Raw genomic sequence first — 13,535 nt, 5'->3', positions numbered from 1 at the left:
ATCGAGGACGCGCATCACGCGGCGTGGTCGGCCACGGCCGTCTCGCTTCCGAGGATTGGATCGCTCCAGCCTCCCGGCGGCGTTACCCGCTCGACTTCGGCTGGTCCCCAGGTACCCGGCTCATATGGGTAGACGGGCGTGTCGCCATTCAGGACCGGGTCCACGACCCGCCACGCCTCTTCGACGTAGTCCTCCCGGGCGAACAGAGAGGTGTCTCCCTCCATCGCGGCCCCCAGCACGCGCTCGTAATCGCCGACCTCTGCGAGATTGGGTTGATGGTTCGCGAACATTTCGACTGTTCGTCCGACCATCTCACCGCCCGGCCCCAACACCGTCATCCCAATGGCGATCGCGACCTCGGGACTGATGCGGATCCGGAGATGGTTTTCCGACAGGGCCCCCACAGGTATCAACGGAGGAGGCTTCCGGAAGCGCCCGACGATCTCGGTACACGTCACCGGCAAGCACTTGCCGGCACGGATATAGAAGGGCACTCCCTTCCAGCGCGAGGAGTCGATCTCCAACCGCAGGGCAGCGAAGGTTTCGGTCTGCGAATCCGGCGCCACTCCATCCTCCTTGCGGTAGCCCCGGAACTGTCCGCGGACCAGGTCTTTCGCCGCGATGGGCGGAATCGCCTTCAGTACTTTGGCCTTCTCATCGCGAATCGATTCGCTATCCAGGTTGGCGGGCGGCTCCATCGTCAGATTCGACAGGAGCTGAAACAGGTGGTTCTCGACCACGTCGCGGATCGCGCCCGCGCCGTCATAAAAACTTCCCCGGCCCTGGACTCCGAAATCCTCCGCCATGGTGATCTGGACGCTTTCGATATAATCGCGGTTCCAGAGGGCCTCCATAAAAGGGTTTGCGAAGCGGAAGACGAGCATGTTGTGCACCGGGCTTTTTCCGAGAAAGTGGTCGATGCGGAAGATGGCTGACTCTTCGAAGTCGCTGAGCAGGACCCGGTTGAGATGTTGCGCCGATGCAAGATCGCGTCCAAAAGGCTTTTCCACGATGACGCGGGCCCCGCGTATGCAACCCGTTGCCGCCATGTTCTGGATGACTTCTTCGAACATGACCGGCGGAATGGCCAGATAGTACGCGGGCCGCTGTGCCCCTTTGAGTTCGCTGCAGATCGCCTTGAAGGTCGCAGGGTCGTTGTACTCGCCCGGTATGTAGCGCAATAAACCACTCAGCTTTTCAAAAGCTGCGGGATCCACTCCACCATGCTTCTCGAGGCTCTCCTGGGCGTGAGCCCGAAATTGCTCGATGGTCCAGGCCGGGCGGGCGACGCCAATGACGGGCACGTCCATGCGCCCGCGCTTCACCAGCGCCTGGAGCGCCGGGAAGATCTTCTTGTAGGCAAGATCTCCGGTTGCGCCGAAAAATACGAACGCGTCGGAATGGGGATTTCCCATGACTTTCTCCCTTAGGCCGTATCCCTCAGGCCGCGTCTGACTTCGCGCCCGGTTTCTCTACGTGTCCGCCAAACCGCTAGCGCATGATCACGCGTCCCTTTGCTTCCGGTATCGGCGGATCAGACGGTTGGTTGAACTGTCGTGGCTGAGCGCCGGCTCTGCTTTGCTCTCGACCTCCGCCACGATGCGCTGTGCCAGCGCTTTTCCCAGCTCCACGCCCCATTGGTCGAACGAGTCGATGTTCCAGATGATTCCCTGGGTGAACACCGAGTGCTCGTAAAGCGCGACCAGCGTGCCCAGCGTCTCCGGCGTGAGTCGCTCCGCCAGGATCGTGTTCGATGGACGGTTCCCCTCGAAGACGCGATGCGGCACCAACCCGTCCGGCGTGCCTTCAGCCTTCACCTGCTCCGGCGTCTTGCCAAAGGCGAGCGCCTCGGTCTGCGCGAAGACGTTGGCCAGGAGGATGTCGTGGTGATGGCCGAGCGGATTCAGCGACTTCGTAAACGCGATGAAGTCACACGGGACCAGGCGCGTCCCTTGATGGATCAACTGGTAGAACGAGTGCTGTCCATTCGTTCCCGGCTCGCCCCAGTAGATCGGCCCGGTCGGCTGCGCGACTTTAGTTCCTTCGAGCGTTACGTGTTTGCCATTGCTCTCCATCGTCAACTGCTGCAGGTAGGCCGGAAACCGCTTCAGGTACTGCTCGTAAGGCAGCACAGCAACACTCTCCGCGCCGAGGAAGTCGGTGTTCCAGATCGCCAGCAGGCCCATGAGCACGGGCAGATTGCGTTCGAACGGCGTTTTGCGGAAGTGTTCGTCCATCTGGTGGAAGCCGCGCAGCATGGCGCGAAAGTTTTCCGGACCGATGGCGATCATGGTGGAAAGACCGATCGCCGAATCCATCGAGTATCGCCCGCCGACCCAATCCCAGAACTCGAACATGTTCGCGGTGTCGATGCCGAACTTCGCGACCTCGACTGCATTCGTCGAGACGGCGACAAAGTGCCTCGCCACTGATTTCTCATCGCCACCGAGTCCCGCCAGCGACCAGGAGCGCGCGGTTTGCGCATTGGTCATGGTTTCGAGCGTAGTGAAAGTCTTCGAGGAGACGATGAACAGCGTCTCCGCGGGATCGAGATCGCGCACCGCTTCGGCAAAATCCGCCCCATCCACGTTGGAGACGAACCGGAACGTGAGTGAGCGTTCCGAATAGTGCTTCAGCGCTTCGTACGCCATCACCGGGCCGAGGTCTGAGCCGCCGATGCCGATGTTGACCACGTTGCGAATGCGCTTTCCGGTGTGGCCCTTCCAGTCGCCGCTGCGCACCCGCTCGCAGAAATCGCTCATCCGGTCGAGGACGGCATGCACTTCGGGCACTACGTTCTTGCCGTCGACGAGGATCGTGGCGTCCCGGGGAGCACGTAACGCCACGTGCAAGACCGCGCGGTTTTCCGTGACATTGATCTTCTGCCCGGTGAACATGGCTTCGATTCGGGCGGGCAAGCCGGCCTCGCGCGCGAGATCTAGTAGCAGTTGCACCGTCTCGTCCGTCACGCGGTTCTTCGAATAGTCGAGATAGAGGCCGACCGCTTCGACTGCCATGCGCTCACCGCGCTTCGCGTCCTTCACGAAGAGCTCTCGCAGGTGCAGTCTCGCCACCTTCTTGTAGTGCGCCTGCAAGGCGGTCCACGCCGAACGCTTTTTGCCCGATCGCCGTGTGCGCGGCGCTGCACGTGCTGTCATGTTCCGCTCCTTTGTCGTTAACTTCTAACCGACAGCTTTCAGTGGCGCACTCTTCCCATGATTGAACACGGAGACGACATGCTGAGAAGGTGCAGTCCGTGCTGATTGGACCCAAACGAACCCAAAGTGTGGGAATCCCGAAAAGCGGAAGGGCGGCGGGTGGCCCACACGACCCGCCTTCGCATAAGTCATTACACAGTGCGTGGCAGGTGACCCACACAACCCGCCTTCGCATAAATCATTACACAGTGGGTGCCCCACACAAGCCGGTTTTGCTTGTGTGAGAGACGCGAAAGGTGACCACCGCTCAGCGCCAATGCGCACCCCGGAGAGGAAACATGGAGGGTGCCCCATCCTTTGCTGAGCAGGTTTATCGCGAAGCAAGGGTGGGAGGGAAGACTGATTATCAAACGTAAGGAAGAAGGAATTGGTCGGGGAGAGAGGATTTGAACCTCCGACCCCCTGGTCCCGAAACCGTAGCGCAATCGCTATCTCATTGGTTCGTTTAGGTTGGTACTGCGTCGTAGTACGTCTAAGTGCAGGGTGTTCGGCAGCTATTGGACCCAAGTTGGACCCAAGTTTTTTGTAGCTTGGTCGCATTTGTTTGACTGCCGGCCGACGGCTTCGGGAAGCGGCGCTGCGCAGCGGCTTCGATGCCACACGGACGTTTTGGTACCCCCTCTAGAGCTGGACGGCAGTTTTCGCCCTCCGAGGTTCCTTTGCGGAATAGCCCTCCGCTCAGATCTCAATGGAAGTTCCCTCCTGGGCCAGGAAGCACGCGAAGGTATATTTCCGATCCGCAATCGTCTGCTGACAGAATTCCAAGGTCCGATCCAGGAACGCATCATCATGCGATGGATCGTGATGGAAGATAGCCAGACGCTTTACCTTTGCCTGCGCAGCCCGCTCCAAAGCGTCGAGGAAGGTGCTGTGCCCCCACCCCTTTTTCTGCGCGTACTCCTCCTCCGTGTACTGCGCTTCGGAAATCAATAACTCCGCATTTTCGGCAAAGCGCGCTAGCTCCAGGTCCATTGGATTCGGGCTGGATCCCCCGGATGCCAACCGCCCATAATTCTCGTGATCACTCACATAGACCAACGACCGGCCCGCAAAGGAGATGCGGAAGCCTATGGCAAGCCCCGGATGGTTGAGGAAGATGTACGAAACTCGGATCTCGCCCAGATGCACCTCGGACTCTAATTCGCAAAACGTCAGGTTTGCTTTCATGTCGCTCAACAGAACGGGAAAGTAGTCGGTGTCCATCTGTCCCCGGAATACTTTATCGAGCGGCTTTTCGGCCCCGTGGAGACTGTAGATCACAAACTCGTTGCTGGAATTGAAAGCCGGTGCGAAAAAAGGAAATCCCTGAATGTGATCCCAATGAGTGTGGCCTATGAAGATGTGTCCCTTGATGGGTTCTTGCTTAAACTCACTGATGAGCGATTGACCGAGCACCCGAATCCCTGTCCCGGCATCCAGGATCAGCAACTGGTCGCCGCACCGTACTTCGGTACAGGCGGTGTTGCCACCATATTTTGTAGTCGCTTGTCCTGGCGTCGCAATGGAACCGCGCGTGCCCCAGAAGCGAATGGTGAAGAGTTGTCGCTTTTCCCCCAGAAGTTCAGCGATAGTGTCCCAGAACTCCTGCAAGTCGTACGGTTTGCTCAAGTAGCGGTCTGCCCCCAGCCGCCGGGTCCGATCGACATCCGACGGATAGGTTTTGGACGAGGTGACCAAAATCTTGATATGGCTCAGGTTCGAATCGTTACGGATCTCTTGGATGAGGGTGTAGCCGTGCATCTTGGGCATCATCAGGTCCGTAACCACCACATCGGGGCGCTGTTCCCTGACGATTCGCAGCCCATCTATTCCGTTGTTAGCGGTCAAAGTCTCGACAGATTCTGATCGCAGCCGCGTCGAGGCGATGGTCAATATCGCTGGATCATCGTCGACCACGAGAACCTTCTTCATGACTAGCTCCGCACAACGAGGCAAAAAATGCCTTGAACATTGTAAATCAACAACTTACCGACGCACGGATGGGAGTTCAAGGCCATGAAAACGTTTGGGCCATTGAGCCGCGCCCAGTGGTGGCGCAGATCACGGAGGCAGTCGTCCGCGGGTTCACGCCGTGAACTCTGAGAAGAAGGCTTTTTCTTCCGCTTAGGCCTGTCAGCGGCCAGTGTGCTTCGGAGCAGAGCCACTTCCATTAAACATTCCGAGCTCGCTTTGCGGTCAGCGCCGAGTCCAGGGCATCCATGAAAGCATTGATCCTGAGCGGTTTGGTGAGATAGAGAAAGAAGCCTGCTTCTAATCCTTTCTCAATATCGCGTTCCATCGCATTTGCGGTAACCGCGATCACCGGGATGTGGGCGGTCGCAGGGTCTTGGCACAGGATTTTCATGGCGTCAACGCCACTCATGCCGGGGAGATTTATGTCCATAAGGATTACATCGGGCTGGCTGCAGCGCGCAAGCTCGATGCCCAGGGGACCGGTCACTGCGCTGAGCAGACGCATATTGGGGCGGCGGGCGATGAGTTGTTCCACTAACCTGAGGTTAGCCGGGTTGTCCTCCACATAAAGCACACTGCTCGGCGTTTCGTCTCCTCGAACTTGCGCACGGCCAATGGCTGCCGCTTCAGTTTCTGCCGCCGCAAGTTGCGGTTCAATCGACGGGCGCAGCTCGATCCAAAAAGTGCTCCCTGCTCCCACCGAACTCTTTACCCCGATCGTCCCTCCCATCAGTTCCACCAGGCGCTTGGTCACCACAAGGCCTATTCCCGTCCCCTGCTCGCTCCCGCCTTCCTGTCCTAACCGGTTGAATGGCTGGAACAGCTTTGATTGCGCTTCCTCTGAAAGACCCTCTCCTGTGTCTTTTACGCTGATGCACACAGGTCCATCGATGCTGGACGTGCAGCCCACCTCTACTGTGCCTCCAGCCCGGTTGTACTTGATTGAATTGGAAAGAAGGTTGATCAACACTTGTTTCAGTCGCGTGTGGTCAGCAACAACGGAACAGGGCGTGTCGAACCGAGGAAAAGTCACGCGGATGCCGCGCTGTTGCGCTTGCGGTTCGATCATGGTTTGGCATTCCACCATGATGTCGGCCAGCAACACCGGTTCTGGTGACAACGAAATGTTCCCAGATTCGATCACCGCAAGGTCCAGAATCTCATTGATCAGCTTCAGCAGGTGCCAGCCCGCTTGAAGGATCTGGGTAATGTTTTCCATCTGGGCAGGAGATGGCGGCGGAGTGTTGGACTCCATGATTTGCGCGAAGCCAAGGATTGCACTAAGTGGGGTGCGCAGTTCATGGCTCATGCTGGAAAGAAAATCCGATTTCGCTAGGTTGGCCTTCTCCGCCGCGGACTTGGCTTTCTCCAGCTCCACGTTATTATCCTGTAGCGTCCGTTCAAAACGTTTGAGCTCAGTAACATCGCGAGCGGCCGCAAACACACCCTGAAGCTTCCTATCGCGGTCGTAAAAAGTGGTCGCATTGTAGGAGACCACCGTTTCCTTGCCGTCCCTGGCGCGCGCTGTAAGCTCGTAGTTGGTCACCTTTTTCTCATCCAGCACCAGCTTGATACCCGTCTCCGCCCGCTCGGGATCGGTGAAGTAGTTCTTAAATGGGGCACCGATCAGTTCGTCACGAGTGCATCCGGTGAGGGCTTCCATCTGCTTGTTGATGTCAGTAATGATGCCAGAAGGGTTGGTGGTCATCAGCGCGTCAATGTTGGATTCAATAAGAGACCGGGTGTAAAACTGCTGATCACGCAATCGTTGATCAAGCTGCTTCTGGTCTTCTTCCACCCGCTTACGTGCGGTGTTATCAGTGCCGATCAAGAGATAGCCTATGATGGCGTCATGGTCATCGCGCAACGCTGTGACTGAAACCATTGCGGGAAAACGGCTACCATCCTTGCGAATGTAGGTCAGCTCATAGATGTCTTCAATCCCCCGCGACGCTTTGAAGACCAATGCCTCAAAACCCGGCGCGATTGTAGTTGCTAGCTCCCGGCTTAGTGTCTTGGCGCGCGCGATCACCTCTTGAGGGTCAGAGATATCAGCGGGGGTGATCTTGTTCATCACTTCAGCCGCCGCATAACCAAGCATGCGCTCAGCTCCGACATTAAATAATTGAATGACGCCCTTCTCGTCGGTGGCGATGCTGGAGAAGTTGGCGCTGTTCAAAATTGCATTCTGCAAAGCTCCCGTTTTCAGCAGGGCCTCTTTGCGTCTGACCTCGGTAACAACATCTGCGGTACCGGAGGGGCCGTCAGGAATGGCGATTTCGTGGTTTTGAACGGACATCAACACCCTTGTGGAGCTGACCTCGCCGGAGCGAAATGACAGCCCCAACTTAAATACCGCTTAGGCTGCCACTAGCTTCCATCTCGCAACAGCACATCTTCGGAATAGGCTGAGGTGCCGTGCTTCATCTAACGCTGTGCCCTCAAAACTTTTGCCTTCTCAACCACAGACTCAATCACCGTTCCTAGGTGATTCAATTCAACTGGAGACGTCAGGAATGCAGCGGCACCAACCATCTCAGCGTGGTTCTTGGCAGCGCCGTCCATCTCCCCCGTATAGAAAATAATTGGGATTGAATCTGTCCTTACGTCAGCCTTAATCCGCTTGCACACTTCATAACCACTGCTATCCGGCAAATTTATGTCTAGCAGTATGGCATCGGGGGCGTCCGTGATTGACCTGCTGATTGCTTCAGCTCCAGTTGCAGCGGTGGTCACTTCGAAACCAACTCGCAGCAAGAGCGTGCTCATCATCTTGCGCTGGGAGTGATTGTCGTCAACCGTCAGAATCTTCAGTACCTTTGCTCTGCTCATAACTTTGGTCTGCCTTTGCCGAATAGATCGTCTCGCGCGAGAAGCTTCTTTCAACCATGACGACGCTACTCTGGACATTGGACCTTGGTCGCTGACAAGCCGTTCCCAAGGTACACGTGGGAGGCGCGCCGAACACGGTCTGTATTGCTCACCTTTTGAATAGGGATGAAGATGGTCGGGGAGAGAGGATTTGAACCTCCGACCCCCTGGTCCCGAACCAGGTGCTCTACCAGGCTGAGCCACTCCCCGACGGTGTGAGGAAAGTAATTCCTGGAAGCGTCTCCGCGGAGGCTAACCCTGCGGTCGCGCTCATTACTTTGTCGACGATTATAGCAGAGGTGGCCGGGGCAGCCCGCGCCGGTCGCCCGACGGTATAATCGCCAGGTTTTCATCAGCATTTCAGAGGAGGTCTTGATGCCGAAATACGTGATTGAACGCGACCTGCCGGGCGCGGGGAAGCTTGGCCCGGAAGAACTCACCGCCGTATCGCAAAAATCGTGCAGCGTGCTGCGCAATCTCGGCCCGCAGATCCAGTGGGTGCAGAGCTATGTGACCAACGACAAGATCTACTGCATCTACATCGCACCCAATGAGCAGATGATCCGCGACCATGCGCAGCAGGGCGGATTCCCCGCCAACCGCATCTCCGAGATCAAATCGATGATCGATCCGACCACCGCGGAGGCGAAGGCCTAGACGCCCCAGCCGATGGCGGTTGCTCTTGCTCTAAGCGTTCCATGGCCGCGCATCTGTTCACGCGGACGCGCTGGTCACGGATCGGGACCTTGCTCTAGCCGTCCAACAGATTCCTCGCTTCGCGCGGAAGGACTATCGGCGGCGGATGGTAAAATCATCCTTCCTCGCGGCCTCAAAATACCGGCACGACTGGACCCGCTTTGGCCCTACTGACTCCGACCAAGCCGATCACTTACGCCGACGCCGGTGTAGACATCGCGCGCGCCAACCGCACCAAGCAACGCATCAAGTATCTCGCGCACAAGACCTTCACTAAAGGCGTGCTCAGCGAGATCGGCGGCTTCGGTGGCCTGTTCTCCATCGACCGCAAGAGGTTCCGCGATCCCGTGCTGGTCTCGAGTGTGGATGGCGTGGGCACAAAACTGAAGATCGCCTTCGAGATGGACCTGCATTCCACCGTGGGCGGCGACCTGGTGAACCACTGCGTAAACGATATTGCAGTGCAGGGCGCTACGCCGCTGTTCTTCATGGACTACCTCGCCACCGGCAAGCTCGACCCCGACATTGCCGAGAGCGTCGTCGAAGGCATGGCGGAAGCCTGCAAGCACAACGGCTGCGCGCTCATCGGCGGCGAGACGGCGGAGATGCCCGGCTTCTATCCCCCGGGCGAGTATGACCTCGCGGGATTCATCGTCGGCGTGGTCGATCGCGACCGTATCATCACCGGCGAAAAGGTCGCCGTCGGCGACATCCTCATCGGACTGCCCTCGAACGGACTTCACACCAACGGTTATTCGCTCGCTCGCAAGCTGTTGTTCGCGGTCGCGCGCTACTCGCCCGATACCTACATCAACGAGGTCCACGGCAAAGTGGGCAACGAATTGATGAAGCAACACAAGAGCTACTGGCCCGTCATCCGCAAACTGGTGGAGGGCGATGCGGTCTCGGCGATGGCGCACATCACCGGCGGCGGTATCACGGAGAATCTGCCGCGCGTGCTCCCCCGCGGCGTCGCTGCCGTCGTGGAAAAAGGCACGTGGCCGGTGCCCGCGATCTTTCCGCACATGCAAAAGATCGGTAACGTTCCCGAGGACGACATGATGCGCACCTTCAACATGGGTATCGGGATGGTGCTGGTCGTCCCGCCGAAGAAGTTCAAGAAAGTGCAGTCGATCCTGGAGCGCGCCGGCGAAAAGGGCTGCACCATCGGACGCATCGTCAAGGGCGACCGCAAGGTGACCTACGCGTAGCAAGCGCTCGCTGCCGGCGGTAGGCGGCCGGAAGCACCCGCGCAGTGATGGTCAGATGTTTCGCCGCATTGAAGCTACGATCCGCAAGATCCCCAAAGGCAAGGTCTCCACCTACGGCGACGTCGCCTACGCCGCCGGATTTCCCGGCGCCGCGCGCCAGGTCGCGTGGGCGCTGCACGGCTCGCGCGGACTTCCCTGGCAGCGCGTGGTCGGCGCCGGCGGACGCATCCTTCTTCCCAGCGAAGTTGGCTTCGAACAGCGCATGCGCTTGCAGGGCGAAGGCGTGCAGTTCGCGGGACTCCGTGTCCGCATGGAGCTGCACCGGCATAGCTGGTTCAAGAGAAAGCCTAAGCGCAAGCCGAAGAAGCGGCCCGCGCGGCGGCGGCGCTGATTTCTTCTCTGTGCGCCTCTGTGTTCTCTGTGTCTCTGTGGTAGGTTTTGTCTTTCCCATGGCGACAAGAAAATGCCCGACAATAAAAAACTCGGGATCCTGCTCAGCGGACGCGGCTCGAACTTCGTCGCCATCGCCGATTCCATCACGGCCGGCCGCATCGCGAACGCAGAGATCGCCATCGTGATCTCGAATCGCGCCGAAGCGCCCGGCGTCGCCACCGCACGCGACCGGAAGCTGGACGCCCGCGTCATCCCCTCGAAGGGCAAGACGCGCGAGCAGCACGACGCGGAAGTCATTGCCGCGCTGCGCGAGAAGCAGGTCGACCTCATCTGCCTGGCCGGCTATATGCGGCTGCTCTCGCCCGAGTTCATCCGCGCGTTCCCACACCGCATCCTTAATATCCACCCGTCGTTGCTGCCCGCATTTCCAGGGCTCGACGCGCAGCAGCAGGCCTTCGACCACGGCGTGAAGGTATCCGGCTGCACCGTGCATTTCGTGGACGAGCACCTCGACCACGGCGCCATCATCGTGCAGAAGAGCGTCGCGGTGCTCGAGTCCGACGACGCCCATGCGCTCGCCGACCGCATCCTCGAGCAGGAACACAAGGCCTACAGCGAGGCCATCAACATCGTCCTCGGCGGGAATTACGAGATCGTTGGACGCCGCGTGGTGGTGAAGGGCTCCGCGTCAACGCCGCAGCGGGCGTAGGCTCCGCTGGCGCCGCGCTCCATCCGGCACGTCTCACGGCAATATCACCTGCAACGCCTTCGGCAGGACACTGATCTCCACCGGCGTGTAACACGCGTGCTCGCCATCGGCGTGGATGCGCATCGGCGTCTCCGTCTCGATGCGCAGCTGGCCGGTCTGGAAGTACTCCACTTCCTTCAGTTCGAGGTGCGTCCCGCGAAAGATCCGGGGGAAGACGCGCAGTATCCTTGATTTTGAGAGTGCGCGGACGAAACATACGTCGAGCTTGCCATCGTCGAATACGGCGCGCGGCGTGATGTGCAGGCCATCGCCATAGGCAGGCGCATTGCCGATGGCGACCATCGTCGCCCGAGCGTCGATCGTGTTGTCATCACCAGTCGGACCCAGCGCCGTCACGCGAACGCGCTGCGGCTTATACGCGAAAACACTCTGCAATCCCGCGACCACGTATCCACCGTGACGTTTGAGCCAGCTCGGCATGGCGTTGGCACGCAGGTTGGCGTCGGAATCGAGGCCTAGTCCCGCGACGCAGCAGTAGACGATGCGTGCACCCTGCGCGTCGGTGATGACCCCAAGATCGATGGCACGCGGTGGTTTTCCGGCGAGGAATCCTCGCCAAGCCTCGGTCGCGAGCGCGCGCGTTCCCGTGCCGATCTCGCGATAAAAGTCATTGCCACTCCCGGTCGGGACGGCCAGCAGCGGAACCTTGTGCTCGAGCAGCTCGGCCAGGAAACGATGCACGGTGCCGTCGCCACCGAAGATAAGCGCAGCGTCGCTGCCTGCGATCGTCTCAGCGTCACCGAACTCGACGCCCGCGGCATGGAACGCCGCGAGGTCTTTCTTGGACGCAGCCGGACCGAAGATGGCGGCGGCGCGCACAGGTCAGGAGATGGCGACCTTCTTGAGCAAACGCCCGACGCGCAGTGTGAGCGTGGCCGGCACCTTGACCGCCAGCGCGGGTTCCTTCCGCACTTCGCCGTCCACGCGGACCGCTCCCTGCTTGATCTTGCGTTGCGCGTCGGAAGCCGAGTCGGCCATGCCACAGCGCGCGACCAGTTTGTCGAGCTTGATCGTGCCGCCATCTTTCCCCGCGATCTCGTTATACGAGACCAAGACCTCTTCCACATTCTCCGGCGTCTCGTCCTTCTGGAACTGTTTCGACCAGTCGGTGGCGGCCTTCTCGGCGGCGTCAGCGGAGTGGAAGTCGGTCACGATCAGTCGCGCGAGGTTCTGCTTCAGCTTCATCGGATGCGCCTTGCCCGCCTTCACCTGCTGCTTCTGGTATTCGATCTCTTTCGCCGGCATGTCGGTGAGCAGCTCGTAGTAACGCCACATCAGGTCGTCTGAGATCGACATCACTTTCCCGTACATCTCGAGCGGCGCTTCCGTGATGCCGATGTAGTTGCCGTAAGATTTCGACATCTTCTGCACGCCGTCAGTACCTTCGAGCAGCGGCATGGTCAGCACGACCTGCGGCGGCTGTGCATAGTGGCGCTGCAGCTCGCGCCCGATCAAAAGATTGAATTTCTGATCGGTGCCGCCGAGTTCGACGTCCGCATAGACGGCGACCGAGTCGTAGCCCTGCGCCAGCGGATAGAGCAGCTCATGGACGGCGATGGGCTTCTCTTCCTGGAAGCGCTTGTGGAAGTCCTCGCGTTCGAGCATCTGTGAGACGGTGACCTTGGCGGCGAGGCGGATCCATTCGTCGCCGGTCAGCTTGCCCAGCCACTCGCGGTTGAAGCGGACCTCGGTGCGCTTGGGGTCGAGCACTTTGAACATCTGTGCCTTGTAGGTCTCGGCGTTCTTCTCGATCTCGTCGCGCGAGAGGGGCGGCCGCGTGGTGTTGCGTCCGGTCGGGTCCCCGATCATCCCGGTAAAGTCGCCGATGATGAACACGACGGTGTGTCCGAGATCCTGAAAGTGTTTCAGCTTGCGGATCAGGACGGTGTGGCCGAGATGGAGGTCAGGCGCGGTGGGATCGAAGCCGGCCTTGGCGCGCAGCGGCTTCCCCGTCTTGCGCGACGCTTCGAGCTTCGCGCGCAGGTCTTGCTCGCGGATGATCTCCGCCGCGCCCTTGCGCAGGTATTCGAGCTGCTCGTCGACAGGTTTGAAATCAGCCACGGCGTGATTATAGCGGGAGGCCCGGAAAAGCAGATTCACAGACACAAAGCTACTGGCTGGGATACGTCAGCCAGCCGCGGAAGGCGTAATCGTTCATCACTCCGACCATCATCAATCCCAGCCAGAAGAGCCCCGCGATGACGACCGCCCAGGTCAGCCGTGGCGAGTAGCGCGCGTGCATAAAGAAAAGGATGACGAGCGTGGCCTTGATCGAGGCGATGATCAGCGCGATGACCAAGTTCGCGCCGGGGAACCAGGTGAGATCCACGAGCGAGACCCACACCGTGATCGCCGTGCCTGCCATCAGGGCGAGGAAGACCATCACGTATGTCTTGATCGGGACAATATGCTCGGACATCTTGC

12 protein-coding genes and 1 tRNA gene are annotated in these 13,535 nt (G+C 59.4%); 4 read left to right on the top strand and 9 right to left on the bottom strand.

What is annotated here, in order from left to right:
• Positions 1 to 14: 14 nt before the first annotated feature.
• From zwf to M3P27_06445, 6 genes are all read right to left on the bottom strand, one after another.
• On the bottom strand, positions 15 to 1,415 hold the full coding sequence (gene zwf / locus M3P27_06470) for a glucose-6-phosphate dehydrogenase (protein ID MDP9267956.1): 1,401 nt from the start codon (positions 1,413 to 1,415) through the stop codon (positions 15 to 17).
• 87 nt (positions 1,416 to 1,502) lie between these two features.
• Positions 1,503 to 3,158: a glucose-6-phosphate isomerase gene (gene pgi / locus M3P27_06465; GenBank protein ID MDP9267955.1), complete on the bottom strand. Its 1,656-nt coding sequence runs from the start codon at positions 3,156 to 3,158 to the stop codon at positions 1,503 to 1,505.
• A gap of 738 nt (positions 3,159 to 3,896) precedes the next feature.
• Positions 3,897 to 5,129 (bottom strand): response regulator, encoded by a 1,233-nt coding sequence (locus M3P27_06460; protein ID MDP9267954.1) that lies wholly within the window; start codon positions 5,127 to 5,129, stop codon positions 3,897 to 3,899.
• Positions 5,130 to 5,367: 238 nt separating this feature from the next.
• Positions 5,368 to 7,470 (bottom strand): PAS domain S-box protein, encoded by a 2,103-nt coding sequence (locus tag M3P27_06455; protein MDP9267953.1) that lies wholly within the window; start codon positions 7,468 to 7,470, stop codon positions 5,368 to 5,370.
• 128 nt (positions 7,471 to 7,598) lie between these two features.
• On the bottom strand, positions 7,599 to 8,003 hold the full coding sequence (locus tag M3P27_06450) for a response regulator (GenBank protein ID MDP9267952.1): 405 nt from the start codon (positions 8,001 to 8,003) through the stop codon (positions 7,599 to 7,601).
• A gap of 172 nt (positions 8,004 to 8,175) precedes the next feature.
• Positions 8,176 to 8,252 (bottom strand) — tRNA-Pro (locus M3P27_06445).
• 165 nt (positions 8,253 to 8,417) lie between these two features.
• Between M3P27_06445 and M3P27_06440 the strand changes: the two genes are divergently transcribed.
• From M3P27_06440 to purN, 4 genes are all read left to right on the top strand, one after another.
• Positions 8,418 to 8,699, top strand: coding sequence for a DUF4242 domain-containing protein (locus M3P27_06440; protein MDP9267951.1), 282 nt, complete (start codon positions 8,418 to 8,420; stop codon positions 8,697 to 8,699).
• A gap of 200 nt (positions 8,700 to 8,899) precedes the next feature.
• Positions 8,900 to 9,949 carry a phosphoribosylformylglycinamidine cyclo-ligase gene (gene purM, locus M3P27_06435; protein ID MDP9267950.1) on the top strand — a complete coding sequence of 350 codons (1,050 nt, stop codon included), beginning with the start codon at positions 8,900 to 8,902 and terminating at the stop codon, positions 9,947 to 9,949.
• Between the two features lie 55 nt (positions 9,950 to 10,004).
• On the top strand, positions 10,005 to 10,340 hold the full coding sequence (locus tag M3P27_06430) for an MGMT family protein (protein ID MDP9267949.1): 336 nt from the start codon (positions 10,005 to 10,007) through the stop codon (positions 10,338 to 10,340).
• 72 nt (positions 10,341 to 10,412) lie between these two features.
• Positions 10,413 to 11,051: a phosphoribosylglycinamide formyltransferase gene (purN, locus tag M3P27_06425; GenBank protein MDP9267948.1), complete on the top strand. Its 639-nt coding sequence runs from the start codon at positions 10,413 to 10,415 to the stop codon at positions 11,049 to 11,051.
• Between the two features lie 33 nt (positions 11,052 to 11,084).
• On the opposite strand, the gene M3P27_06420 is transcribed toward purN, so the two are convergent.
• From M3P27_06420 to M3P27_06410, 3 genes are read right to left on the bottom strand one after another with little or no spacing between them, the layout of a single operon-like run.
• On the bottom strand, positions 11,085 to 11,930 hold the full coding sequence (locus tag M3P27_06420) for a diacylglycerol kinase family lipid kinase (GenBank protein ID MDP9267947.1): 846 nt from the start codon (positions 11,928 to 11,930) through the stop codon (positions 11,085 to 11,087).
• A gap of 3 nt (positions 11,931 to 11,933) precedes the next feature.
• Entirely contained in the window at positions 11,934 to 13,172 is a 1,239-nt protein-coding gene (gene tyrS, locus M3P27_06415) for a tyrosine--tRNA ligase (protein ID MDP9267946.1), read from the bottom strand.
• A 49-nt stretch (positions 13,173 to 13,221) separates the two neighbouring features.
• The gene (locus M3P27_06410) at positions 13,222 to 13,530 is read right to left on the bottom strand and encodes a cytochrome C oxidase subunit IV family protein (GenBank protein ID MDP9267945.1); all 309 of its coding nucleotides are present in this window, start codon (positions 13,528 to 13,530) and stop codon (positions 13,222 to 13,224) included.
• Between the last annotated feature and the right edge of the window lie 5 nt (positions 13,531 to 13,535).

The organism is Acidobacteriota bacterium, assembly GCA_030774055.1.
Classification (GTDB): domain Bacteria; phylum Acidobacteriota; class Terriglobia; order Terriglobales; family Acidobacteriaceae; genus JACPNR01.
The sequence above is the reverse complement of the archived record's forward strand: the minus strand, read 5'-3'. Positions and strand labels throughout refer to the sequence as shown.